Below are 25,597 nucleotides of genomic sequence, written 5' to 3' on the forward strand. Positions count from 1 at the left end.
TCCACAAGACCTCACCGAAGAAGGTGCTTACTTCTTTATTCTTTATCGCCCCAAAATATAGACAATAAGCATTGAAGCATTGAAGCATTGAAGCATTGAAGCATTGAAGCATTCAGCGCAATAGCTTGGTTCAGACCCAATTTCTCAGCCCCTTGTCTGAGAACCCGCACTCCAGCAGTCCACTAGCGAGCTGAAGACCTCTAGGTGTGCGATGAATGCGATTGAGTTCACTCCAATTAATAAGAGACAAAGGCTTATGACCAAGCCACCAATCCAGCTTGTGTACTTTCCGTTGAGGCGAAGCAGGAAGCGCCACCTGTCCCTCGTTCGAGGCTTCATACTGAGCGGCCTCGCGATCCTTGCGACCTGCTTAGTTTTAGCAGGCTGCAAAGCTGAATCAGGAACGGGACTCGACAAAACTGCTGCGTCCTTCAAAAAGGCAGCCGTTAGTGCCTGGCAGTGCCCTGGAATGAAAGCGATTTGGGTCAGTGAGAGTATCGTGAAGTGCGTCAGAGAGGAGCCATAAGCACGCGAACCGCGACCCATGGTGCAGCGCGGCATAAAAGGATGCGGTCAACAAGACGCCAGCGATACGACGATGCCGTCCTCGTCCTTTCTCCTTGATTCTGACAAGAACCAATCGGCTCTATATGTTGCTACGAACAAAGAATGGACCATCTCCACCTGTCCATGGCTGCCTATCAGGGCCATACATCCATCGACCAATGTCCCCTCCCATGTTCATTGATCCCATTGCACAACTAGATCGCTGATTAGCCATCGAGACAAATTCAGGCCTCGGCATCACTGCACAGCCAGTAAGCGCACTGGCGAGGATGGAAATCACAAGAAGCACTTTCATGGCGCTCCCAAAGAAAGTTGAGCCTCTAGGCTACTCACTCTAAAGCCAGAGTGAGTTCTTGTTGGACCGCTTCTTGGCTAACTAGTTCATCTGACAGCTCGCATGCACGCGGGCTATTTTGGTGATGGAGGCCTGATGCTCAAGAGCATGGTCATTTACCGCACAGCTGACAGTTAGAGAGTGGCTCAACGAAAAGAGCTCCCGCAAATCCAGCCGTGAGTGCATCGTGCGCAGCTGCCATTCCTGCCCCTCGGCATGCCGAGTGGCTGGGTGAAAATACCGTGCAGCGTCTGAGGTAGGCTCCTGCCGAGAGCTACTGACCGCTGTAGATCACCTTTTCCTGCTGGGAGCTCAAGATGCTGTCCATCATTTGCTCTACGGCATAAAGGTACTGAACATTGGACACAGGGCCTCGAGCATTCGGCGATAGCCATGCCTGGGCGCGCTCCATTGATGCTGATGTGAAGAAATACTTGTCAAGCGCGGTATCTCTGCGTCCTCTAGTAGCCGCAATGCGCTGTGCTGCAACGTCCAGGTAGAGGCAGAAATCACGCGGCTGTAGCCAGCATTCAGCCACTGACTCTTTCAACCCGGCTAGTCCATGTAGTCGATAAGTCTTCAAAGACTCAGAGGCTGCTTTGTTGACTTCACTAGCGACAGCATTGGAGTTTTGCCCGAAGCACTCCAAAGCAAATGACGAAGCGCACATTGCCGCGACGCCAACCGCAATAGCTTTAGTTTTCATGGCCTACAACGCCTCACTAAAACGCGATTTAACTATCTTATTTTGATAGCACCCAAGACATTATCTAAAGCCTAGCAGGTCGAAATATTTCGATTCTTAGTGGAAAACCATTGAAGGAGCGACCGTTCCGAACTGACGGCAGCGATGATCATCGTCTCCGGCGGCCGTGCTCTGGGCTAGGCTGAGAAGTTCACCGAAGTGATCGCCCCCTGGCCGATAGCGGCGTGAAATTGATCAGCTCTTCCTCTACGCAACTGTTACACGCTCGTTCAACATCTGGCTGCTGTAGCTGCGCATATTGCCGCGTATGGCTTTTCGAGAGCTCCTGATCTCCCGAGGTCAGGAGCTTTTGCCGGTGAGCCCGTACAGCCATTTCCCTGTACCAGTAAACCCTTTGCGCATGCTCCGAATTTTGAGGAGCATGCGCGCCCTTTGAGTAGGCCCTGTACCCAGTAAGTCCGTTTGCCCTGTATGCGAGCGGCCCCTGACGCTCGCCTTCCTTTCAGCCGTTTATATTCCAGCCATTTATTTCTAATGATGTCAAGCGTATACCGTTAGGTATGTAACGCACGGTTTTCGCTGGTGACAAAGCGGCAGCTCTAAGAACATTCGGCCCGGCGACTGACGCATTGCGTCGACACCCCCGGGCCACTGATCTTCTTCGCACACCTCCTCTTGGTTGTGGTCCGGGTTCTTTTTACGGAGTTCCTACGGTCCATGACCCGCATGCCCAGTTTCTTTGCCAGCATGGCTTTGCTGGCCATGGCCTCAGCCCAGGCCACCCCTCAGCTTGTTGATGGCAACAAACGCCTGCAGTTGGGCCGCTACACCACTGCCGAAGCACTGCCACAGCCGCATCTGAATGAGCCGCTGGCCCTGGTGGCCCAGCTCACGTTCCCGCGCGAGCAGGTGACGACCGTTGGCGAAGCCATCGAGTACACGCTGCTTCGCACGGGCTATGCCCTGGTGGATTCCCAATCACTGACTTCCGATGCGCGCCGCTTCCTCGGTCTGCCGCTGCCCGAGGCTCAGCGCACGCTTGGCCCGTTTTCTGTTCAAGACGTTCTGAACGTGCTCGTGGGTACGGCATGGCGCTGGCACACAGACCACATCACTCGCCGCGTCTGGTTCACCCTGGCCAACGCCCCCAAGCCACGCCGCCTGGAGCCCATCGTCAGCCCTAGCAGTACGCCTCAGCCGAAGGCGTCCGTCAAGGAGTGAGCATGTCGGAACAAAGCACTGTCGATGGAGATGTACAGTTGACTGAGCCAAGCGTGCCACCGCCGCCGCCTCCCGATGTGGCAGATTTGCCGCCTGTGGTTTCTGTGGCTCCCGAGGTCACAGGCGTCGATGATTCAGCGGTCGATCATTCTTGGTTGAGCGAGCTTGAGACTGCCGCTCCTCTTAGTGGTGCCACTGCAACTGCGTCGGCAGCTGCTGCGCATGTAGAGGCGGAAAAGCGGCCTGGATTCTTCGCCCGCGCATTTCGTCGCGCACCAGCTGCAGCAAAGCCACGCAAGGCCGAGGTGCCCGTGAGTGTTGAGTCCAGCGAAATCCCATCTCGACGCAAAGCGACGAACCCATGGGTGCTGCGCACTGTCGGCATTGCGGGTGTCGTGGGGATCTTGGCATTGGGCTACCTTCAATACGGGTCGAAACGTCTACCAGCACTGGATCTGCTTGGCTCATCGCTTCCCGAGGCCGGCCTGGTGACGCCGCAGCCTGCTTTCGATGCTTCCGAGTTCGATCCGCGCCTGGCTGACACCTCCCCGCTGCCCCTTCCGACCTTGGCAGATGCGCCTGCAGCTCCTATCGACGAAGCACCAGCTGGCGACGCGGACCCAATCCCCGTGGGCATGCAGCCAGAATTCGATCCAGAGGCGGTTATGCGGCAGTCTGCAGCTGATGCAGGCATTGCCAGCCTGGGGGACGCGGGCGCTGTGCCGCAAGCCGTGGCCAACTTGGCCCTGCAGCGAAATGAGGCCGCTGCAGCAGCACCGGCTGGTAGTGCCCCTATTGCTGCCGCACCAGCGCCGGCTATGGCGGTGGCCCCCACGGCAGTGGCGACTGCAGCACCAGTCGGCGTCGATCCCCAGATGCTCGATCGCATGAAGCGCATGGAAGACATGATGTTGCTGATGTCCCAGCAACTGGCCGCGATGCAGCAGGCCAACGCGCTTGCTGGCAAGACCTCTGCGGCACCGGCTCCCGCTCCTGCGGTAGCGCCTGCAGTGGCTCCGGCAGCAGCACAGGCCGCCCCCGTCGAGCAGCCGTCGCCGCGCCCAGCGCCCAAGCGCGTAATGGTGAAGGCGAAGCCGGCGACTCCCCGCCAAGCAGCAAAGGTCGTTGCCGCGAAGCCAGCTGCAGCTCCTGCAGGTGCCCAGCTTGTGTCCGTCGATATGTGGAACGGCGAGCCTTCGGTCGTGGTCGCGTCGGGCGTGCCCGGAGATCGCCGCGTGCGCGTCTTGCGCCCAGGTGATGTGGTCAACGGCTTGTCCCTCAAGTCGGCGGACCCTGTGTCGCGGACTGCCACGTTCGTGGCTCCCGGCAGCCAGGGCCTGACGCTCTCCGTGAGCAATGGAGGCTGATTCATGAAAAAAACTGCCTTTATTGCCACCGTGGTCGCATTGCAGCTGAGCACGGGCGCCTTTGCGCAGCTGCGCACTGGCCGCACTGCAGAAGCTAGCTCGTTGCCCAGCACGACTCAACAGGGCCGCTCGCAACTGGACGAGACAGCGCGTGCTGTGCAACAGATGTGGGGTCTGACTGCCGATGAGATGCAGCGGGCCAAGGTGCTGTCGCTGGGACCTCGTGCTAATTTCTCGGTCAAGGAGCTCTCGCCCCTTGAGGTGCTGGGCATACATGCTCGCAACGATGCAGAGCGCCGTCAGTATGCCGAGCGCATGGCGCGGATCTTCCACCAGGATGTGGAGCGAAGCATCTTGTGGGACCGTGAAATGCAGGCGGCTATGGCCCGCCTGTATCCCAACGAGCCGATGGTGAACTATGACCGCCTGCCGCGCGTGCAGTCGTCTGTAGGTGCAGCCGACATGCTGAACGTGCCGCGCACGCAGATCATCGAGCGCGCTTCGCCAGCTCCTGCCAACCGCGGAAAACGCTGATATGCGCTGCCGTTTCGCCATCCTCGCTCTTGGACTCGCTTGCAGCGCGCCGGCCCTGGCCGGCGTGGAGCTGGAGATGATCCACGACAGCGGCAAGTCTGTGCCGTTGGCGCCCTATGTGGCCCAGATCGTGGGCGGCACAGATGAGGCGAATGTGCTCGACGGGCTGCGTTTCCCATTTCGCAGCCAATTGCGCGGCGGTGTGCTCAAGCAAGACGGCGTGCAGGTCTTCAATGGCCAATGGCTGACTCAGCCCATGTTCGTGCTCGGCGCGGACGACGCGTCTTTGCGCTGGGTAGCCTTCAACCACAAGAAGCTGATACAGCTCAATGCTGTCGGCATTGTGGTGCAGGCAGCAACGCCAGCCGCATTCAAGCTGCTGCAGCAAGTGGCCAACCCCTTGCAATTGGCTCCTGATACAGGGGCATTCCTTGCAGAAACATTGATCGCCAAGGGTGCGCCAGTTTTTCCCGTGCTGGTGCACAGCAATGGCCGCGCCTACCAGATCCTGCCTCAAAGCACGTTTGGAGTGGCTCCATGAGCGAACTCGGCCTGGTGCATATCGGATCGGAAGGCGCGGTGAAAGCATGCGCCAATGCTCGACTGTTGCGTGCTGTCCTGAGCCAGCTTGGAACGGCTTTTGGGCCTGAACAGTCCCAAAATGTTCCAAGCCATCACGGCATGTTCCAGCTGGAGGGCATGCAGTGAGTGACGGGACCATGGAAGGCGTGCTGAGGCCGCCAGTCGAAGCATTGAGCGCAGCCACAGCTTTTGGGATTGCTGGCGTATCTGCCGCCGCGCCATGGGCGCTGATGATGCCCCACTCGCTGGGCGCAGTCTCGGGAGCAATCGCTGCCGGCTTCGGTTGCGTGCGTGCGCGCCAGGCCTTCCAGGTCTACAGCTATCAACGCGGGCTGAAGTTCACCAAGATGACGCGCTTGGCCCCTCACAAGCTTCCTGTCAATCTCAAGGAGCATCTCTACCTGGGCGAAGGCTTTGAGTGGACGCAGCTGCACACCCAGCGCTTGCTGGACGCGCGTGAGACAGATGTTCAGCGCTTCGTGAAGGCCTCGCCAACCGAGCTCAAGCTCGCAGCGACCGGCGAAAAGATGCGCAAGTGGGCGCAGGCCAAAACCGACAGCCTGCTGGCCAGGGTACTGGAGCGTGTGCTTGATGTCGGCGGTACCGCCAATCCCTTCGCCACGGGCGTGGACCTGGGCGGCAACCCTGTGCTTCATGGCGTTGGAGTGCAGAACGAAAAGCCGGTGGTGTTGCGCCAAGGCTCGCGCTCTGGCCACTTGCTGGTGATGGGCACGACTCGCGTGGGCAAGACGCGCCTCCTGGAGCTTCTGTGCTCTCAGGACATTCATGCCGGTCATGTGGTGATCGTCATCGACCCCAAGGGCGACGCGGAGCTGATGCTTCGCATGCATGCAGAGGCACGACGCGCTGGTCGCCTGGATCAGTTCTATATGTTCCATCTGGGCTACCCAGAGATTTCTGCACGCTACAACGGCATTGGCAATTTCGCGCGTATCACCGAAGTCGCTGGCCGTGCCACGAATGCCCTGCCCTCCTCGGGCAACTCGGCAGCCTTCAAGGAGTTCAGCTGGCGGTTCACCAACATCGTGGCTCAGGCCCAGGTGGCACTCGGTCGCATTCCGACCTACGAGACGCTACTCAAGGACGTGACTGGCATTGACCCACTGTTCATGGACTACGCGGACATGACGTTTCGCAAGCTCGCGATTGACCATCCCCAGCGCTTCGGCAGCTATCAGGACCGCCTGGTGGAGCTGGAGCGCGCTATCGTGGCAAAGAAGGCTCCGGTTCCAAGAAGCCTGCAGGATCGTTCGCCCGATCAGGTGGCGATGTATCTGCTCATCAAGGAAGCACGACTGGACGACAAGGTACTGGTCGGCCTGGCGGCCGCATTCAGCTACGAGCGTTCGTTCTATGAAAAGATCATTGCCAGCCTGGGGCCATTCCTCGAAAAGCTCACCTCCGGCGCGGTGGGCAAGCTCATCAGCCCTGACTACTTTGACCCGAACGACAAGCGGCCGATCTTCGACTGGATGACGGTGTTCCGCCAGGGCGGCATCGTGTATGCCGGCCTGGATGCCTTGTCTGACTCCGTGGTTTCATCTGCCGTGGGTAATTCCATGCTGTCCGATCTCGTTTCGACCGGCGGCAAGCTCTACAAGACAGGCCTCGACCCACACGGCGACGGGAAGCTGCAGCTGCCGACTGTGTGTTGCCATTTCGATGAGGTCAATGAGATTGCAGGTCCCGAGTTCGTGCCCATGGTCAACAAACTGGGCGGATCTGGCTTTCGCATCACTGCATACACCCAGTCGATGTTTGACATCGAGGCGAAGGTTGGTGACAAGGCCAAGGCTGGCCAGATCCTCGACAACTTCAACCACCTTTGCATGCTGCGTGTGCGCAGCAAGGCGACCGCGAGCCTGCTGACGGACCAGGTGCCGCAGGTCAACGTGACGGTGCTCACGCCAGTATCGGGCGTGTCGGACACGGCTGCCCAGGGCAATGGCGTCGATTTCACCAGCCAGAACAACGACATAGCGAACAAGTCGAAGGCGCCGCTGATCGAGCCTTCTGACGTTCTTTCATTGCCACAGGGTCAAGCGTTTGCGCTGCTGGAAGGCAATCGCTGCCACAAGATTCGTATTCCTCTGGCTGATACCAAGGACGACCCGTTCATACCAGCTTCGCTCAAGGCGGTTGCTGAGGACATGAAACGCCGCTATCGCACGAGTGAGACGTGGGCCGCAGAAACCGACTGGCTCAGTACACAGCCCTTGGGCGCTGGTGCAGGTGGGCTGATCGACACGGATCTCGCCTCTGCCTTTGATGACGATATGCCTGGCTACGCCATGGCAGGCGCAACTTCGTCCGCCGTGGCCGGCAACGTGATGGGACCGCACTCATGACGGCTCCGAACTCGCCCGCCAGAAAGCCAAGCACACACGGCCCTGTTGGCGTGGCCGTGTTGGTTGGCTTTGGACTATTCAGTGTGACAGTGTCCTCGTGGCTCATCGGCCTGGTGATTGAAATCGGCGGTGGCTATTTCTTCTGGCGTGACCAGGGCATCCGCCATGCCCAGGAGATGGTGCAGCAGGATCTGCGCTATATCGCAGCCGCTCCACGCAGTCTGCTAGTGCCAGACACCGTGGACTTTTCGCTGCGCATCGTGAAGTGGGTACGTATGCCCTACGAGCGCCTTGGTGCGTTGCGCTGGTATCAGCGCAACGTGGCCGCCCAGCAGGTAGGTTCAGATGCGGCACTGCCTAGCTTTCTGGGTCAAAGCGTGCAGCCTCAACTCAAGGGGTTGGCCAAGGCTGGTGCGTCGTTCATCTACATGCTCAGCGAATGGGTGGTCATCAGCATGTTTGTCCTGCAGGACGTTCTGCTGCGCCTCTGCACTGCAGTTTTCGCACTCCCAGCATTTGCCCTTGCCTGCCTGATGGGGGTGATCGACGGGTTGGTGCGCAGGGATCGACGCCGTTGGCAAGGCGGCCGCGAATCCTCGTTCGTCTACCACCACGCCAAGCGCTATGTGGGATGGGCGCTTACAGGCGGCTTTGGCTTGTACCTGTCCTGGCCGTTCGGCGGCTTCAACCCAGCCTACATGGTTCTGGTGTTCACCGTGCTTGTGGCATTCACCCTATCGACAACGGTAGGCGCGTTCAAGAAATACGCATGACATTGATTTTGAAGGAGATATTGATGAAACGCTCACGACATTCGTTCTTTGCCCTCTTGGTGATTGGAGTGCTCTCCACCACTGCGATGGCCTGGGCAGATGTTGCCGACGACGAGCTGGAGCGCGAGCGCTTGGCGCGCATCGCTGGCGAGATCGAGCAGGTGCAGCTGATGGTTGCTGACGCGGAAAAAGCCGCGCCGACCGGCCAGCGCGTGAAGTTCCGCTACGACTGGCTGCAGCGCGACCTGGAGCTGCTGCGCCTTGGCGTAACGAACCACGTGGATGCACCTCGCCAGCCTCGCCCAGTCGCCCCATTGCGTGGTGACTATCGGCAATAACCAAAAGAAAAACAAACCATGCGTTCAGAAATGGCGACGGCATTCGTACAAGGGGCAGGCTTCAATCCTCAAAACTTGAAGTACCTACTTTTTGTCGTGGTTTTTGCAATGGTGTTTTCTATTGGCGCATGGCTCGGCACGCTGGTATTGAAGGCTTATGGAGATGGAGAACTGGATGCATCGGAAGCCATGAGGGCGTGTATTGGAGTTGCCATTACTGTTTTGTTAGTGGTAGGCGTGGTGGGATCAATCATTCTGTAAAAAACCAATTAATTGTTTGGAGAAATTATGAAGAAGCACTTGAAAAAAATTAACTCTGGCATCGCATCTATCGCATTGGCTCCGGTTGTGCTGCTTGCAACCTTCCCTGCTTTTAGCGCTCTGCCAACAATTCAGCCTCCTGCAGGTGGAAGTATCGGCGGCGGCACCACACAAGAAGGCGATATTCTTGGGATCATAGGCGCTTATCTGAAACTCGGATTTACCATCCTGGGGTTGGTCCTTGCGGTTGCCGCATTTTTATATGTGGTAATTGCTTCGCTGCAACGCTATCGCGACTACACCAAAGGCACTATTCAGCTTGGTGATCTAAAAGAGCACGTAATTGTTAGCGTCATTATTCTCAGCCTCGTGGTGTTGATGGTCAATTACGCTACTCAGACCCTGGCCTGACATGACAGCGAAAGACACCCGTCCTCAAGGCATGGCCATTGCTTCGGCTCCGCTGACCGATCGCGTGAACTCTGAGCCACCTATTATCAACGGCATGGCAGCAAGCGAAGCCGGGTACATTGGGGCCGTGTCTTTCGCTGCCAGCCTGTTTGTCGGAGGCGTGGTTGCATATATTTCTGGACTTTGGATCACTGTTCCAGTTATATGCATTATCGTGCCCTTCACAGTGCTGTGGTATTCATCACTGTACCTGCAAGAAGTAAAGAGAAACCGCCCTGAAGGCTACTACCTTCATTGGATGCATTTTTTTCTCGTGTCGCACAACTTGGCCAAGCCAAAATTTCTGGTCCATGACGGCCGGATGCAATTGGGTTGCAGCTATCGCTTGAATTCGATCAGGGCTGAAGCCAAATCATCGGAAACCAAATAATGAGCAGTGGTGATTATCTGGACGCACTTGCGTCCGAGCGCAGCCATAGCGCAAAGCTTACCAAAATCATATTTGGCATAGTAGGGCTGGCAGTGGCTGGCATGTGGTTCGCTTCGCGCGTTCCTAAGAATATCGACTTGCACGTCGCACCAGATATTAAGGCGGGTGACACGATACGGGTTATTGATGGTCAGTCTCCAGTGCCCTCTACAAATGCCTACGGTTTTGCGTATTACATCTGGCAGCAGATTAATCGGTGGCAGAGCGATGGCTCTCAGGATTACGGTAAGCAGATTTACGCAATGCAGTTTTATCTGACGCCTCGTTGTCAGGCGCAACTGCAAACCGATATGCAGCAGCGTCACGCTAAAGGAGAGTTGCGCCGCCGTACTCGCCAGATCAGCGAGATCCCCGGCTTTCCGTACAGCGAGAACCGTGTGATCCGTGAAGGCTCGGATGCCTGGACGGTGCTGCTGGACATGCAGGTGCAGGAGACCTTCGCAGGGCAGCCGGTCAAGGACGTATTCATTCGGTACCCGCTGCGCGTGGTGCGCTTCGATGTGGACCGTGAGCGCAACCCATGGCGTCTGGGCTTGGATTGCTTCGGCAGTAGCCAGCCCGCGCGCCTCAATCCTGCGGAGCTCAAGCCTGGCTCGCCGGTTCAAGCGGACCTGAAAGCACCGCGTCTGCCCGGAACTATTGCCCCTTCGAGCCTGCCTCGTGACACCTCTGTCGATTGATCCACATGATCCAACGTCGTTCTCTTTCGATCTGCCTCCTGGTCGCCCTGCAGCTTCTGCATGGCAGCGTCGCTGCTCAGCAGGTCGAATCGCTGGCGGGCAGTACCGAGACGCCCGAGTTCAATGAGCCTATTGACCTAGGCCAAACGGGTGCAGCTGCTGCAACACCAGCTGCTGGAGCCAATGCAGGACGCGCCCCAGCTGGCGGGCGCATGGTGGCAGGCGTTAGCGTGCCCGCACCGCTGGCTAATACAGCCGTGGGTTCTGCCAGGCGCGCAGCTGCCGAAGCGTCTCTACGCCGCGTTGGCCCAGCTCCTTTGACCTCTGGCCCCGCCGAGCGTGCTGTGTTTGCGCGTGAGCCAGTCCGGGTGAATCTGACGGTCGGCCAGGAGCGCCTTGTGACCTTGCCAGCCGATGCGTTGCTGCGCATGCCCAGTGACATGGATAGCGTGGCGCGTATCGAGACGATCGCCGGCACGATCTATGTGACTGCGCTCGTGCCATTCACGGCGATCCGAATCATTGCCGAATTGGTGGATAGCGGCCAGCAGATTCCGATGGATCTGATTGCGGTAGCCGCTCCAGATGCCAAAGACTCCAAGGGCAAGGTCGTGTCCACGCAGTCCGCTAAAGGCGAGCTGCAGGTTTCTGTGATCGAGCCCGCGACGGTGCCGAACCCCATTGGTGGAGCTGCATTGGCTAGTGGCCAGTCTCAACAGCAAGAGAGCGTTGCTGCGGACATGGTGCAGCTCACTCGACATGCTGCCCGCCAGCTCTACGCACCTCGACGCTTGGCTGGTGGCACGCCAGGTGTGAGCCAGGTTGGCGTAGGAACCGAGCCCGTGCCGACACTGTTCCGTGGCGCTGCCGTGGACGCTGCGCCCGTAGGCCAGTGGAAGTCAGGAAACCTGTATGTGACTGCGGTGCGCGTCACCAACCGCTCGCGCTTTGCCCTGGAGCTGCCCTTGGAGAGCTTGCGCGGGCGCTGGCTCTCGGCCACGGCCCAGCATGGCCGGATCGGTGCTTCCGGTACAGACACCGACACCACGGCGGTCTACCTGGTGTGCGATCGCACTTTCGAGTCTTGTCTGTGAGGCCCCCATGGCAGTGAAAAGCAACAAACTCACCCCTGTGCTTGTCATCGTGGCCTTCGTCATCGTCGGCTCGGTCATGGTCATGCGCCAGAACAATGTACCGACCGCTGCGCCCATGGCAGCGGCCCCGCTGCCCAAAACGGCAGGCGCAGATGAGGACACGCCCAGCGAGACGCTGGCCACAGTGGTCGCGGCCAACAAGGATCTGCGAGCAGATATTCAGGACGTGCTCCGTGCTAACCAGGATTTCAGCAAGCGCCTGGAGCGCTTGGAGAAAGGTGCACCTGCAGGCACCTCTTCTGCTGGTGCTGTCGGTGGTACCAGCAATGACACAGATCCAGCCCCAATCGATGTCTTTAAGCCCATTGGCGACGCCATCGACTCTGTTACAGGGCTTGGCGCAATTGGCGCCGGCGGAGGTCATCGTCCCGTTGGTGGCTCCCAGGATCTAGGCTTGTCCGGTGGCAGCACTGCCTACAAGGTGGTTCCGCCCATGGGCTACACCACCGAGACAACTCAGCATCAAGGGAAGATGGTTACGCGCTATGTGCGGGTAGCCCCGGACGGCACGCAATCCATGCCCAGTGCGGTCAGCGCGGCCCAGGCCGCACAAGCTGCTCAGGCCACTCAGGCGGCAACGAAGCCGCAACCCGTGGCTTATTTCACGCTGCCGGAGAACTCCACGCTGGCGGGCGTCACCGCGATGACCAGTTTGATCGGCCGTGTGCCGGTCAATGGCCGTGTGACGGACCCCATGCAATTCAAAGCCATAGTCGGGCGCGACAACTTAGCCGCCAACGGCTGGGAGTTGCCCGAAGACCTCGCCGGGATGATCGTTACCGGCGTGGCCGTAGGCGATATGGCGCTGTCGTGCACCGAGGGAAAGATCCGCAGCATGACTTTCGTGTTCAACGATGGTGCGATCCATACGGTTTCGGCGCGTCGTGCCGCGCAGACGCAGGCAGGTGCTGGCGTCACAGCCATCGCTACCAATGGTTCCACAGACCTTGGATTCATCAGTGATCTGTACGGCAACCCCTGTATTCAAGGCAAGTTCGTGACCAATGCGCCGGCTTACCTGACCGACATCATTGGTGCCAAGGGCTTGGGCGTGGCCGCCGAGGCCTTGGCGCAGGCCCAGACCACCACCATGGCCAGCAGCAATGGCACCACCTCCTCGATCACCGGAAATGCCGGCAGTTTTGCACTGGGCCGCATGGGTTCGGGAGCCACCGATGAGCTGGTGCGCTGGCTGACTGAGCGCCTCAAGAGCTCGTTTGACGCGGTGGTCACGCCCGCTGGCCAGCAGCTGGTCGTGCATCTGGACCGCCAGATCGAAATCGACAAGCCCGCCAACCCAAGAAAGATCGTGCACCGCACGCAGTCCCCCAATGTCCTGTCTGGAGCCCGCTATGGCCTCGAATAATTCCCTTCTTCTTGCCATTGTGCTTCCCGCGCTACTGGCTGGTTGCACAGCTATTGGCTCGCGCGAGTCTCCGCTGAAGGAAGCTACGGCTGGCAGTCCGACCCTGGTGGATGTGTATCGGGGCAAGTTTCAGCCCCCGCAGTCAGCAGCTTCCTCTCGTGAGACGGCGCGGGACCGCCTGGAGCGTGCGTCGAGTGCGCGCCCGATCGCGCGCGGCGACGAAATGACGCAGCGCTACTGGTCGGCCCTAGAGCCTATGCAACAGCGCTTTGCACGCGTACCCAACCCGGATCTGGTCATGGTGGTCTACCCCCACCTGGCCAAGGGCCGTTACCCCGTGCCTGGCTATGTCACGGTTTTCCCAATGTACGAGTCCACGGAGTACGCCATGACCGGTGAGGTGGCCGAAGAGCTGCAACAAGGCCGCGCCGCATTCTCACGCGGCCGCACTGCGGGGGAGGCTGGCCAATGAGCGGATTGCTGGAAAAGCTGGGCCTGTCTGGGGGCACCAAGGGCAAGCACAAGCGCCGGCTCATGACGGCCGCCGATCGCAAGCAGATGGCCGCCCGTCCGCCCTCCTTCACTGAGCTGCTGCCTTGGGTCAAGTTTTCACCCAAAGACCGCAACTTTGTTATGCGTGACGGCAAGACCTTGGGCGCACTGTTCGAGCTGGGGGCTGTCGCTACGGAGGCGCAGCCGCTGGAGTACCTGCAAGAGCACTGCCGCAAGATTCAAGAGGCTATCCAGGCGATTCCCGAGGTCGATTCTTCTCCTTGGGTGGTCCAGTTCTTCCTGAGCGATGACCGAAACATCGACGGGCTGAACCAATACCTTCACGACTACATCCTGTCCCAGCACAAGGACGCCAAGCGTGCGCAGGCCATCATCGAATCGGAATACACGAAGTCCGTGCTGAAAGAGTTCCGCAGTCACCTGTCGCAGGTTTCCCGAGAGCAAGGGCTGTTTACCGACACCTTGGTGACGGGCCAGACCTGGCGCGGCCAGCAGCGCCGTGTTCGCTGCTGCATCTATCGCCAGTTTGATGACTTGGTCAATGAGCGCCGCCTGGCCGAGCAGCAGATGGAGGCGGTGGCCACAACCTTGCTGGCCACGCTGAACGAAGCCGGCGTTACGGCGCGGCGTGCCAACGGCAAGGACTTTTACGAATGGATGCTTCCATTCTTCAACCGTAATGTGCCCTGGGCCAGCACGGGCGCCGAGCTGTTCCGCGGCGCGCCGTATCCGGGTGATGAGGCTCCAGAGGGCATTTATGACTGGGATTTTTCCGAGTCGCTGAACCTTTCGGAGCCCTCGTGCAACCAGGAACAAGGCTGCTTCGAGTTCGATGGCCAGCCGGTGAAGTTCCTCACGCTGCAAAACCTTCGTGCTCACCCTAGCATCGGGCACTTCTCCGCAGAAAGCCGGATCGGGAACGAAGCCTATGCGCGGTTTGACCGACTGCCGCCTGGATCGATGCTGTCCGTGACGGTGACGATTGCAGCGCAGTACCAAGTCGAGCGTCACGTCGAGGACATCAAAAGGGCTTCCCGTGCTCAAAACGCCGTGGCGCAGGAGACCCATAGAGAGTCGGAGCAAGTGCTCCAGCACATGGCCACCGGGGACAAGCTCTATCCGATGTTCATGGGGCTGTACCTGAGCGGCAAGACCCATGCGGATCTGGATGCGGCTGTTTCCGAGGTCAATGCCCAGCTGACGCCGACCGGAATGCGTTTCATCGAATCCCGAGAGGACCTGGTGCCGCATGACGCGTTCCTGCGCGCATTGCCATTCGCATTTGATCCCACGTTCGATCTACGCAGCATGCGACGGTCGCGCCTGACGTTTGCTAGCCTGATCGCAGCCATTTTGCCGGTCTATGGGCGCTCACGCGGCACGGCCAGCCCCGGCTTTTGGTTCTGGAATCGGGGCGGCGAGCCCTTGTGGATCGACCCGCTCAACAAAATCGACCGCAAGAAGAATGCCCATATGATGGTGTTCGGCCCCACAGGAGCGGGCAAGTCGGCGACGTTGAATTACCTGTCCATGCTGGTCATGGCCATCCACCGCCCACGCCTGGTGATCGCGGATGCAGGCAAGTCCTTCGATCTGATGGTCAAGGACATGGCCACCAAAGGCTTGAGCGTGTATCGCGTCAATCTGAGCGGTGACACCGATGTGTCACTGCCCCCATTCGTATACGCCAGCGAGCTGCTGCAGGACAAGGAGATCATGGAGTCCTTCAAGGCAGCTGAGGAATACTTCGGGGCTGGAGCGGGCATTCCCTCCGAAGAGGATGCTGAGCTCGTCGGTGCCGAGCGACTGATGGAGTCGGTCAATGAAGTGATGGAGTCGGCTGACGCCGACGACGACTCGGACGAAGAAAAGCGCGACTACCTGGGCGAGATGCTTATCTCGGCCATCATGATGATTACGGGTGGTGAAGACGCCGAGCTCAAACGCATGACGCGCGCCGACCGCTATCTGGTCACCAGGGCCATTATTCGAGCTGCAGTGCGCGTGTCTACGGAGGGGAAGCGCCATCCTCTGACACAAGACGTTGCCCTGGAGCTGACGGCCATGGTCAAGGACGCATCTCTGTCGGAGCACCGCCGCTCGCGCGCCGAAGAGATGGGCCATTCGATGATGAGCTTCACGACAGGCCTGCGCGGCAAACTCTTCAACCGCTTGGGCCAGGACTGGCCCGATGCCGATGTGACCCTCGTGGAAATGGGCACACTGACCAAAGACGGCTATGAGGATGCGCTCGCTGTGGCCTACACCAGCCTGCTGGACTCGGTGCAGTCGCGCGCAGAGGCCGCTCAGCATGAGGATCGCCCCCTCATCATGCTGACTGATGAAGGGCACTTGATTACCACCAACGAGCTGCTTGGCCCGAAGGTGGCCAAGGGCACCAAGATGTGGCGAAAGCTCAATGCCTGGTTCTGGCTGGCCACGCAGAACTTGAAGGACTTCCCCGGCAGCATGTCCCGCGTGCTGTCCATGTGCGAGTTCTGGATGTTGCTGACTATGGACAAGAACGAGATCGAGGAGATCGCGCGCTTCAGGTCGCTCACACCAGAGCAACGCCACATGATGGAGTCTGCCGTCAAGGAGCCGGCGAAGTACACAGAAGGTGTGCTCATCAGCGCGAACAATCAGTGGCTGTTCCGAAACGTGCCGCCGGCACTGCCAATTGCGCTGGCAATGACCGAAGGTCATGAAAAAGCGGAGCGCCGCCGCCTTATGGACGAGCATGGGTGCTCCGAGGTGGAAGCGGCCTACCGCGTGGCGGCACGACTGCAGGAGGCGCGCGCATGATGCGGTCATCCCTCACTGCCCTGGTGTTGGGCCTTTGCGCTCATAGCGCCCTGGCCCAAGGCTCTATCGGCCCTTCGGTCACGACCGTGGAGGTCTTCGCCAATTCGGCCACGGTGGTGCGGCCGCCGTTTCGCCAGCCTGGCTATGTGCTCAAGGTCTATCGCGTGGACGCCATGGCCCAACTTGAGCAGCAGCTCAATGCAGGGCTGCCCAAGAACGAAGCCGACGCCATGGCCTATATGCGTCAGCACGAGGCCGAGATCCGCCGCCGCTACAAGGACCAGATCACCAATGCGGCCTCCGGCATGACGCTGGCCGTCCAGTACCGATTGGACCGGCTCCCGGCCATCGTCATCAATCGCGCCAAGGTCATTTATGGAGTTGCGGATGTGGACCGCGCCATCGAACTGTTCGCCGCGGCTCAGCAAAGGCCTTCCCGATGAAAAAACGAGCTTCCCTCAATCTCAGCCTGCGCCGTCTCGTCGCGGCCGTCAGTACGGCCTCGATGTGCGCCGTGCTCACACCGGCCACCACCATGGCAGGAACCACCACCCCGGCCATCATCGCGAATACGGCGAAGGCTGCCTTGTCTTGTGTGTCGTACTCCGTCGAGGGCGTGTGCTTTTTCTTGAGCTGCGGCTGGACCGGATGCTGGATTCGAACCTCGATCAAAATCTCCCACTATGTGCCAGACGTGGTGGTCAGCACCTACAACGAACCGCTGCGCCACCCTTGGACCGACATCGGCACGGTCGTGGCCACCACGTTGACAACGGCTGGATCTGTACTGACAGGACGGCTGCTGGACTCGTCCGCTGGCGGCCTGGACAGCAACTCGGCCATGGCGAACTTCAAAGGGGCGGATGCCATAGGCAATCCTGCCGGCATGTTTGCCAGCATGCTCGCGTCTGGCGGCATGTTCACAATGCCGAAGTCCATCGCATTTCCCACGGTTAGCGAGTTGGCCAAGTTCCCCTCGAAGGAGCTACCCAATATTGGGCGCCAGTGGACCCAAGTGCCTGCCAGCATTGCAGAAACTGTGGCATCTGATGCGAAGGGTCTGTTGAGCTCGGAATCATTGCTGGCCAGCCTTGGAACGATCCTCAAGACCATCGAGGGCGTGAAGCAGGTGATGGAGATCGCCGAGACAGTGCAGCAGATCCAGGCAGGCATCGCCGGTCTGCAGCAGCTCTCGGAAATTCTCTCGGGCAGCACCGGAGGTGCCCTCTTCTGTCCTGGCGGAGCCAGCTATTTCAACCTGCACTTCCAAAGCGAGCTCGATGCGCCTTTCTGGCGCGGCATCGTGCCCGTGGAAATGATCTATCCGCAGGCCTGGGTGCCCGGACTGGGCGAGATCGGCTCTGGCTACACGCAGACCTGGGGCAACCTGTATCCACGTACCGGAGAAATCATCCAGTCGCACCCCGTGAAGGCTTCTGCAGTGCTGGCTGAGCGTGTGGCCTCGATCATCTACAAGGAAGCTCAGCCTCACATCTATTCGCGTGTCCAGCCCTCCGGGGGCTATCGCTACTTCAACTATGGCGAGAAGCGTAAATGGCAGATGTTGTATCCGCAGGCTTGGTCCGGGTGCCAGCAATTCGGCCAGAACGACTCGCTGTCGCTGACTTCGTTCGGGGATGGAGCCACCAGCTCCGATGACGGCTACGCCTGGAACCTTTGGCAGAAATACACCTGCTGCCGACGCCGGGGTGTCTACCTCTACTCCGTGCCTTGATTCCCTTGCCGTCCCACTCCATTTTCACTATGACAAACGCACACTCCCCTTCCCTGCGCTTTAAGCGGATCTGCGCGGCCGTGACCTTGGCCTGCGTGCTGGCTCCCTCGGTCGTGACACCTGCGGCCGCCCAGACGATTACCTCGTCGGGTCTCTACTATCGGATGGGCGGGGGCTCGCCGATCAGCGCTGCCCCCCATCGCAGCGCCTTATCGATGCAGTTGGGTGCCGGCGTCCGCGCGAACTATTCCTGCGGGAAGTTTGACATCGGGCTCTCGTGGTCGGATCTCATGAATAGCATCCAGAACCTAGGTGCGACGATCACCGGGGCCGTGCAAGCCGGTATCTCGGCCCTGCCGCTGTATTTCCTCCAGCGCGCGCAGCCAGGCCTCTATCAGCTCTTCCAAAACTTCAGCCAGAAGGCGGATCTGCTGGTCTCTGCATCGCTGAAGACCTGTGAGGATATGGAGGCGATGATTAAGAATGGCCAAGACCCTTACGAGGAGTACATAGCCCTGGCCAAGGGTGATGCCTGGAAAGTCAAGGCCAATACGGGCGGCAGCGTGGTTAATGCCAAGCTCGATATCAACAAGAACGAGGCGGGCCAGCGTGCCGGATTGCCATGGGTATTTGGCAGCCGTGCCGGTGGGGCTGGGACCCCACCTATCCAGCCGATCCGCGACCTGGCTGTCGCCGGCTACAACGTCACGATCAACAAGGCAGCCAACTCCCTGTCGACGGCGAACTACGGCAGCTCCTCGCTGGCATCGACGCGCCTGGTCCAGGCCTTCAAGACCCCGGACGACCTGGCTCGCTGGAGTGCCGAAGTCCTTGGCGACCAGAAAATCTATATGTGCACCCAAGGCTCCGATTGCCCGAGCCCCACCATCACCTCGACGGCGACCGGCCTGGCCCCGAAATTCGAGCGCGAGCTGGACGAGGTACTTCCGACGATGCGCAATATGGGCTTCAGCAACTCAAGCAGCCATGCCGACCTGGCCAAGGTCAGCGCTCCCGGCATGGCCGTGAGCCCACAGCTGATGGACGCCGTGCGCAAGCTGCCGACCGATGTGCGGTCCGTGGCCATCAACCGCCTGGCCCAGGAGGTTGCGGTCTACAAGACCATCGACAAGGCACTGATCGCGCGTAACGCGCTGATCTCCGGTATGAGCCTGCCCGAGGCCACGGGCGCTGCTCCCGTGAGATCTGAGGTGCAGACGAAGATTGACCGCCTGACTCAGTACATCAACGACATGATGTTTGAGTTCCGCATACGCAAAGAAATGACCGGCGAGACTGCCTTGTCGATCATGGGCAACCAGCAGCAAGCTGGGTCCGCGTCGATGGATGTGCAAGGCGGCACGCGTGCAGATCCTGCGCCGTTGGTCGATGGACGTGTGAGCACAAGATGACCGACACCGTAAAAGTCGTGGAAGCGTCTGAGCCGGTTCCAATGCGTAAGGGGCGGCTTCGTCGTTGGCTGCCCTGGCTCATCTACGGTGCTTTGATCGTTTTGATTGGCGGCACTTTATTGACCTGGCTGCTCAAGCTGGAGCCCTCACAGGTCGTCTCTGTCTCAGCATGGTTTCGTAAGGGCGCGCAACTCGGGACGCTTACTCAGACCGCCCTGTGCTGCTGGGTGATTGTCTGCTGGCGTCCGATCGTGGCCTGGGGATTCAGACGCGGCTACGTGGCCAAGCATGAGCTGCGGGCGGTGCTGGCTATGCGCTGGCGCGTTGCCGGGATGCTGGCCATGTACTTGGCACTCGTGCCAATTGGCGCGGGCAATATTGCCCGATTCATCATGGGCCTTACCTCCTGATCGATATGCAGCTCGATAGCTATCTTGAACTTTTTACGACGCTCTACGGCTGGGCATTCGCCAACCTTCTCGGTGAAATTCTGACCGGAACCGGCCTGGCCGCCCTGCCCTTCGCGCTCATCGCGTTTAACGCGTGGCATAGCGCCAAAGAAGAAGGCGCAGGGTTTAACGGCGTGCTGGCTCTCATCGAGTCCATACAGACCAAGCTGATTACAGCATTGCTGGTCATGGCCCTGTGCTTCGCTACCACGCCGCTCACCTCGCTGCATAACATCAATCTCAGCTACAAGCCAGAGCGAGCTGCAGATGGTTCTGAGCCTCAGGTCGTGTCGACACAGGGCGGGACGAACTCGGGCTACGACCGAGCGATGGCCGATGCGGTGAATGGGTCGTTTGCCCGATCTGGAAACCTGTCCTATGTCCCCTTGTGGTGGTACAGCGTCATGGGGCTGTCCTCTGGCATCAATGGCGCTTTTCGGGCGGGCATGACCAGCTCTGAACGCGATCTGCGCGTCGTAGCAGATCTGGCCAGGATGGCCACGATTGAAGATCCGGCTCTGTTGCACGATGTGCAGCGTTTCTACAGCGAGTGCTTTGTGCCGGCACGCAGCCAGTATTTCTCGATGGACAAGAATCAGATCTCAGCAAACGGCCGAGGCATTCTTGCTGAGGGAAGCAACTATGGCCCCACGGATGTGGACTGGGTCGGCAGCCAGTTTTTCCGAACAGAGCCCGGTTTCTATGACGTGATGCGCTCATATAACCCGGTGCCTGGCTGGAGCATCGACTTCAATCGCGACAGCGAATACATGCAAGGTGGCGGTTCGGATCAGGGGTTTATGAACCCGGACTGGGGGCGCCCAACTTGCAAGCAATGGTGGGAAGCTGACGCCGCTACAGGAGGAGTGCGAGAGCGCCTCACCAGTAACACCTCGACATGGCGGAGTCTCTTGCAAGTCGCCCAAAACACTATCACGTTTAGTTCGACAGATGAGGCCAAGGATGCCATGGCAAAGCTAGCCTTTGAGAAGGCCAACCCGACATTTGTTAGTCCTGACAAGATGCTGGGCGATGACTATGGCAAGGGCACGAACGCGTGGCGTACTGTCACAGGGGGGATTAGCACCATCGGAGTGGGTAAACAGGCGTTTGAATCCTCACTCGGCATGGTCCCATTGTTGAATATGCTTCCCATGCTTCAAGCACTCGTGTTGATGGCTTTGTATATGTTCCTGCCATTGATCGTAGTGATTAGTTGCTACGATTTAAAAGTGATGGTGATTGGTGGATTGGCAATATTCACGGTCAAGTTTTGGGCCGTCATGTGGTTTGTGGCCCGGTGGCTTGACGCCCACTTAATCGATGCCATGTACCCTGGTTTGACTGGATCTGCATTGATGCAAGAGATGACGCAAAGCGTGAGCTCAGGTCAGCCGCAGCTATATAAGCGGATGATTCTTAACACGTTATTGGCGCTGATGTTCATTGCACTTCCATTCATCTGGAGCTCCATGATGGCGTGGGTCGGCTATCGACTTGGGTTTGAAAGTTCAACTCTCAATAAAGGAGAAAATCTTTCTTCCAACGCTGGCAAAGGCTCAGCAATTAGACTGAAGCGCTGACGGTGAGTTAGCGGTTTTCTTCTTCTGTGAAACGGTGCAGATCGGCCATGCCTACCTCACCGTTGTACATTGCGGCATAGACATCGTTGACTGAGGTGATGATGAGGGCATCTTCTCCAGTCGCCTTTGGCGAAGTGAAGAAAGCCCAAGCAGCATTCCAGAGCGAACCAAGCACCACACCGCCAACGATGAGGAAGACTCGCCAAAGCAGGCCGATGAGCGCGGTAAAGAGTTTGAGCATAGGGACTTCATCAAAGTGAAATGGATCTTCGTGGCTCCCTGTGCGATCGTGCATCGCACACGACCCAAATTGAGTGGCCTCCACATCCTTCTGGATGTGCGCCAAGCAGATCACATACCTGGCGAGTCCAAATGTTGGCTATTTCAGCGCAAGCGTTTCAGATGGTAACTTATTCCCGCCGCAGCGTAAAGCTTACCTCTAGGCTGCGGGTGCGGGTGCGGGTGCGGGCGATCGTTGAGCTCCACACCGTTTTGAGCTGACCAGCGGCAGCATATGACCGGTAAGCGACCGTCTCAGAACGACCCTTTGGAGTCCTTAAAGCTCATCGTGTGGATGTGTTTTTTCTAGTTAAAATTCTTGCGATGGCTGCTCTTGCTCACTTCACGCAACAACCGGTTGATTACCGGGGCGCAGCCCTGCCTCGCGGACGCTTCCGCTCCGTCACTCCGCCCTAATCTGGGCACCAGCGCAGCAAGAACGCTTTACTTCTTGCCCCACCTGTTCGTCTTGCCTGTAGCTAGAGCTATAGGCTTGCTCGCGTTTTCATTGCGCCTACTCCTGCCCTTCATGCAGGTTGCTTTGGTGCGTTCTGCCCCTCTATGCTGAGGGTGGTATACCTATGTCTATTGAAAAAATCAGAACCGTATGGTTCTCTAATGTCCGTGGCGATTTGCTGGCGGGCGTCGTTGTTGCCTTGGCACTTATTCCGGAGGCCATTGCTTTTTCCATCATTGCTGGCGTTGACCCCAAGGTGGGTCTGTATGCCTCCTTTGCGATTGCCACACTTATTGCTTTTGTTGGCGGGCGGCCTGGCATGATTTCAGCCGCTACCGGCGCTATGGCCTTAGTGATGGTGACGCTGGTAAAAGAGCATGGACTGGACTATTTGCTAGCTGCCACCATTCTTGCTGGTGTGCTCCAAATGCTGGCAGGCTTCTTACGCTTGGGCCAGCTCATGCAGTTTGTCTCTCGTTCCGTGGTGACGGGCTTTGTGAATGCATTGGCCATATTGATTTTTATGGCTCAACTGCCGGAGCTGACCAATGTCACTTGGCATGTCTATGCGATGACGGCTGCAGGGCTTGCCATCATTTATGGCTTGCCCTACATCACCAAAGCCGTTCCTTCGCCTTTGGTTGCCATCATTGTTTTAAGCATCGCTTATGTGGTTCTCGGTCTAGACATTCGCACGGTTGGCGATATGGGCGCACTCCCTGATAGCCTGCCGAGCTTCTTCATTCCCAATGTCCCCTTCACTTGGGAGACGCTCCAAATCATCCTGCCGTATTCCGCCACCCTGTGTGTCGTGGGCCTGCTGGAATCGCTCATGACGGCCACCATCGTGGATGACATGACAGACACTACGAGTAACAAAGACCGTGAATGCGTCGGCCAAGGTATCGCCAACGTTGCTACAGGTTTTGTGGGTGGTATGGCCGGATGCGCCATGATTGGTCAGTCGGTCATTAACGTGAAGTCTGGGGGGCGTGGGCGTTTGTCTACGCTGACCGCAGGTGTAGTGTTGCTGATACTGGTTGTGTTTCTTGGCGATTTGGTGAAGCAGATTCCCATGGCCGCCTTGGTCGCCGTGATGATCATGGTGTCGATTGGCACCTTCAACTGGCGCTCTATCAAGGACTTGGTTGCCCACCCCAAAACATCCAGCGTTGTGATGCTCGCTACCGTCGTTGTGACTGTTGCAACCCATGACTTGGCCAAGGGAGTGCTGACTGGCGTTCTTCTGTCTGGTGTGTTCTTTGCACACAAGGTGCGCCGTATTTTGGATGTCACCTCAAGCCTCAGCCCAGACGGTAAACAACGTACCTATTTTGTTTCTGGGCAAGTATTTTTTGCCTCTTCTGAAAGCTTCATTGCTAGGTTTGACTACCTTGAACCGGTGGAGTACATCTGTATTGATGTGAGCCAGACTCAGTTTTGGGATTTGACCTCAGTTGAGGCACTTGACCGGGTAGTGTTCAAACTACGACGCGGCGGAACAAAGGTCGAAGTGCGAGGGCTAGATGCAAGAAGTGCCAAGTTGGTCGAACAGTTCGCCGTTTATCCAAAAAGTGAAAGCACTAGCTACGTAAAACTTCATTAAGGTAAGAGCCTAGAGCGGACTACTTAAGTTGTGGCTCAAGGTCAGCTTCTGGCCGGTAGCAGCCAACAGACAGTCACCCGAAACTAGTCTGGCTCGGCATCAAGCACATTCACAGGCGCCAATCTAAGCAGTTGCCCCGCCGACCTCCCCCCGTTTTCAGTAGCACTGGGCTTTGGAGTCCGGGGATTAATTTAGCGGGTTGTGCATAAGCCTTTGGGCATAAGCTGCCGGCGTCAGTCCGCCGAGGACCTTCTTCGGCCGCTCTTCGTTGTATTCCCGGCGCCAAGCCTCAACGATTACACGGGCATGTGCCAAGCTGGTGAACCAATGCTCGTTCAGGCATTCCTCTCTGAAGCGGCCGTTGAACGATTCGATGTAGGCGTTCTGGTTGGGCTTGCCAGGCTCGATGAGAAACAACTGAACACCCCTGGCGTGGGCCCAGTTCAGCATGGCTCGACTGCAGAACTCCTTGCCGTTTTCAGTTCGGATCGCTTTGGGCAGTCCCCTTGTGATGGCGAGTTGATCCAGGACGCGCACCAACTGGTTGCCACCCATTGCTCGCTCGGCCACGATGGCTGCCGCCTCGTGGGTCGAATCATCGACTACCGTCAGGCTCTTGATGCTGCGTCCTTCGGCCGTGCGGTCAAAGACAAAGTCCATCGACCACACTTGGTTGGCTGTCATCGGACGCTGTAGCGGGTGGCGATCAGCCTGCGGGATCTTCTTGCGCTTGCGTTTCCTTACTTGCAAACCAGCCTCGGCATACAAGCGCTCCACCCGTTTGTGGTTGACGATCTCACCAGCTTGCCTGAGCTTGAGATAGATCATGCCGGCGCCGTAACGGCGATGGCGTTGCGCCAGAGCGATGATCTTGTCCTTCAAGGCACCGTTTCGGTCTTCAGCGGGCTTGTAACGGTAGGCGCTGGCACTCATGCCGATCACGAGCAGTGAGCGGCGTTCGCTGAGTCCGCAGCCCATCATGTGGCGCACCAGCTCGCGCCGTGCAGGTGCGCTCACCACTTTTTTCTCAAGGCTTCTTTCGTCACCTCGTTCTCCAGCATGGACTCGGCCAGCAGCCGCTTAAGACGTGCATTTTCAAGCTCTAGCTCCTTGAGCCGTTTCGCGTCCGAGACGCTCATGCCGCCGAACTTGTTACGCCAGAGGTAGTAACTAGCCTCAGAGAAACCGTGCCGGCGGCACAGCTCTGCCACTGGCAGTCCAGACTCCGCTTCTCGCAGGAAGCTAATGATCTGTTCTTCTGTAAATCTCTTTTTCACGTCCAATCTCCTGTCTTCGGGATTGGACTCCAGAGTCAGACGCTACTCAAATCCGGGGGGACGTCGCCGCCAGCCACTGGTCCACATCCTGCATCTCGATTGGGATCACGCTCCGCTTGTCCTGCTGGTCCGCCGGCAGCTTAGGGTCTGGCTTGTGCATACGACTCATCAAGGGATGTGAGTCAGCAATCAACAAGGGCGGCACGAAGCCGCCCTTGTTAGGTGAGTTGCGGTCAGTACCAATTGGGTGCTGCCGTCCTGTTATGCCTTTGACCAGTCTATTCGCTTGTCGGCACAAAAAACAGGTACTCACCTGGCCCCATCTGCG

25 protein-coding genes and 1 pseudogene are annotated in these 25,597 nt (G+C 58.5%); 22 read left to right on the forward strand and 4 right to left on the reverse strand.

Going from position 1 to position 25,597, the window contains the following annotated elements; genetic code table 11:
* Window positions 1-1,175: 1,175 nt before the first annotated feature.
* The gene (locus P353_RS17800) at window positions 1,176-1,607 is read right to left on the reverse strand and encodes a hypothetical protein (protein ID WP_232776659.1); all 432 of its coding nucleotides are present in this window, start codon (window positions 1,605-1,607) and stop codon (window positions 1,176-1,178) included.
* A 717-nt stretch (window positions 1,608-2,324) separates the two neighbouring features.
* Between P353_RS17800 and P353_RS17805 the strand changes: the two genes are divergently transcribed.
* From P353_RS17805 to P353_RS17900, 21 genes are all read left to right on the forward strand, one after another.
* A complete protein-coding gene (locus P353_RS17805; RefSeq protein WP_034372422.1) occupies window positions 2,325-2,828 on the forward strand; it encodes an integrating conjugative element protein PilL, PFGI-1 class in 504 nt (167 codons plus the stop codon).
* A gap of 365 nt (window positions 2,829-3,193) precedes the next feature.
* Window positions 3,194-4,195: a hypothetical protein gene (locus P353_RS17810; RefSeq protein WP_034372424.1), complete on the forward strand. Its 1,002-nt coding sequence runs from the start codon at window positions 3,194-3,196 to the stop codon at window positions 4,193-4,195.
* A 3-nt stretch (window positions 4,196-4,198) separates the two neighbouring features.
* Complete coding sequence (locus P353_RS17815; protein WP_034372427.1) at window positions 4,199-4,729, forward strand: integrating conjugative element protein; 531 nt, start codon at window positions 4,199-4,201, stop codon at window positions 4,727-4,729.
* Between the two features lies 1 nt (window position 4,730).
* Window positions 4,731-5,270, forward strand: a complete 540-nt coding sequence (locus P353_RS17820) for a PFL_4695 family integrating conjugative element protein (protein WP_034372430.1) — start codon at window positions 4,731-4,733, stop codon at window positions 5,268-5,270.
* Window positions 5,267-5,437, forward strand: coding sequence for a hypothetical protein (locus tag P353_RS29610; protein ID WP_198529097.1), 171 nt, complete (start codon window positions 5,267-5,269; stop codon window positions 5,435-5,437). Before P353_RS17820 ends, P353_RS29610 begins: the two co-directional genes overlap by 4 nt.
* Before the next feature lie 11 nt (window positions 5,438-5,448).
* Window positions 5,449-7,680, forward strand: coding sequence for a type IV conjugative transfer system coupling protein TraD (gene traD / locus P353_RS17825; RefSeq protein WP_034372433.1), 2,232 nt, complete (start codon window positions 5,449-5,451; stop codon window positions 7,678-7,680).
* Window positions 7,677-8,453 carry a TIGR03747 family integrating conjugative element membrane protein gene (locus tag P353_RS17830; protein WP_034372436.1) on the forward strand — a complete coding sequence of 259 codons (777 nt, stop codon included), beginning with the start codon at window positions 7,677-7,679 and terminating at the stop codon, window positions 8,451-8,453. Before traD ends, P353_RS17830 begins: the two co-directional genes overlap by 4 nt.
* A 23-nt stretch (window positions 8,454-8,476) precedes the next feature.
* Window positions 8,477-8,791, forward strand: a complete 315-nt coding sequence (locus P353_RS17835; RefSeq protein WP_019042353.1) for an RAQPRD family integrative conjugative element protein — start codon at window positions 8,477-8,479, stop codon at window positions 8,789-8,791.
* Between the two features lie 18 nt (window positions 8,792-8,809).
* On the forward strand, window positions 8,810-9,052 hold the full coding sequence (locus tag P353_RS17840; RefSeq protein ID WP_034372439.1) for a DUF3262 family protein: 243 nt from the start codon (window positions 8,810-8,812) through the stop codon (window positions 9,050-9,052).
* 27 nt (window positions 9,053-9,079) lie between these two features.
* Window positions 9,080-9,463 (forward strand): DUF2976 domain-containing protein, encoded by a 384-nt coding sequence (locus P353_RS17845; RefSeq protein ID WP_034372443.1) that lies wholly within the window; start codon window positions 9,080-9,082, stop codon window positions 9,461-9,463.
* Window position 9,464: 1 nt separating this feature from the next.
* A complete protein-coding gene (locus P353_RS17850) occupies window positions 9,465-9,893 on the forward strand; it encodes a TIGR03750 family conjugal transfer protein (RefSeq protein ID WP_232776665.1) in 429 nt (142 codons plus the stop codon).
* Complete coding sequence (locus P353_RS17855) at window positions 9,893-10,633, forward strand: PFL_4703 family integrating conjugative element protein (protein ID WP_034372446.1); 741 nt, start codon at window positions 9,893-9,895, stop codon at window positions 10,631-10,633. Before P353_RS17850 ends, P353_RS17855 begins: the two co-directional genes overlap by 1 nt.
* A gap of 5 nt (window positions 10,634-10,638) precedes the next feature.
* Window positions 10,639-11,727 (forward strand): TIGR03749 family integrating conjugative element protein, encoded by a 1,089-nt coding sequence (locus tag P353_RS17860; protein WP_034372449.1) that lies wholly within the window; start codon window positions 10,639-10,641, stop codon window positions 11,725-11,727.
* A gap of 7 nt (window positions 11,728-11,734) precedes the next feature.
* Window positions 11,735-13,153 carry a TIGR03752 family integrating conjugative element protein gene (locus P353_RS17865; RefSeq protein ID WP_034372452.1) on the forward strand — a complete coding sequence of 473 codons (1,419 nt, stop codon included), beginning with the start codon at window positions 11,735-11,737 and terminating at the stop codon, window positions 13,151-13,153.
* A complete protein-coding gene (locus P353_RS17870) occupies window positions 13,140-13,625 on the forward strand; it encodes a TIGR03751 family conjugal transfer lipoprotein (RefSeq protein WP_034372454.1) in 486 nt (161 codons plus the stop codon). Before P353_RS17865 ends, P353_RS17870 begins: the two co-directional genes overlap by 14 nt.
* Window positions 13,622-16,471 carry a conjugative transfer ATPase gene (locus P353_RS17875; RefSeq protein WP_034372456.1) on the forward strand — a complete coding sequence of 950 codons (2,850 nt, stop codon included), beginning with the start codon at window positions 13,622-13,624 and terminating at the stop codon, window positions 16,469-16,471. The genes P353_RS17870 and P353_RS17875 overlap by 4 nt, the downstream gene beginning before the upstream one ends.
* Window positions 16,468-16,914: a TIGR03757 family integrating conjugative element protein gene (locus P353_RS17880; RefSeq protein ID WP_034372459.1), complete on the forward strand. Its 447-nt coding sequence runs from the start codon at window positions 16,468-16,470 to the stop codon at window positions 16,912-16,914. Before P353_RS17875 ends, P353_RS17880 begins: the two co-directional genes overlap by 4 nt.
* Window positions 16,915-16,976: 62 nt before the next feature.
* On the forward strand, window positions 16,977-18,206 hold the full coding sequence (locus tag P353_RS17885) for a TraU family protein (protein ID WP_034372488.1): 1,230 nt from the start codon (window positions 16,977-16,979) through the stop codon (window positions 18,204-18,206).
* A 29-nt stretch (window positions 18,207-18,235) separates the two neighbouring features.
* A complete protein-coding gene (locus P353_RS17890) occupies window positions 18,236-19,618 on the forward strand; it encodes an integrating conjugative element protein (protein ID WP_034372462.1) in 1,383 nt (460 codons plus the stop codon).
* Entirely contained in the window at window positions 19,615-20,028 is a 414-nt protein-coding gene (locus P353_RS17895) for a hypothetical protein (protein ID WP_034372465.1), read from the forward strand. Before P353_RS17890 ends, P353_RS17895 begins: the two co-directional genes overlap by 4 nt.
* Window positions 20,029-20,033: 5 nt before the next feature.
* Window positions 20,034-21,650 (forward strand): conjugal transfer protein TraG N-terminal domain-containing protein, encoded by a 1,617-nt coding sequence (locus P353_RS17900; RefSeq protein WP_034372467.1) that lies wholly within the window; start codon window positions 20,034-20,036, stop codon window positions 21,648-21,650.
* Window positions 21,651-21,657: 7 nt separating this feature from the next.
* Here P353_RS17900 and P353_RS17905 read toward each other — a convergent pair whose 3' ends face one another.
* The gene (locus tag P353_RS17905) at window positions 21,658-21,891 is read right to left on the reverse strand and encodes a hypothetical protein (RefSeq protein WP_232776669.1); all 234 of its coding nucleotides are present in this window, start codon (window positions 21,889-21,891) and stop codon (window positions 21,658-21,660) included.
* Window positions 21,892-22,510: 619 nt separating this feature from the next.
* On the opposite strand from P353_RS17905, the gene P353_RS17910 reads away from it, so the two are divergent.
* Window positions 22,511-23,992, forward strand: a complete 1,482-nt coding sequence (locus P353_RS17910; protein ID WP_003052400.1) for a SulP family inorganic anion transporter — start codon at window positions 22,511-22,513, stop codon at window positions 23,990-23,992.
* Between the two features lie 186 nt (window positions 23,993-24,178).
* Here P353_RS17910 and P353_RS17915 read toward each other — a convergent pair.
* A protein-coding gene (locus P353_RS17915; RefSeq protein ID WP_113707735.1) for an IS3 family transposase occupies window positions 24,179-25,269 on the reverse strand; the annotation gives its coding sequence in 2 pieces (ribosomal slippage) (window positions 24,179-25,011 and window positions 25,011-25,269; 1,092 coding nt in all).
* A gap of 46 nt (window positions 25,270-25,315) precedes the next feature.
* Window positions 25,316-25,597 (reverse strand): annotated as a pseudogene (locus tag P353_RS30005) (hypothetical protein); the annotation flags it as partial.

It is taken from the genome of Comamonas testosteroni (assembly GCF_000761245.1).
GTDB classification, from domain to species: domain Bacteria; phylum Pseudomonadota; class Gammaproteobacteria; order Burkholderiales; family Burkholderiaceae_C; genus Comamonas; species Comamonas testosteroni_C.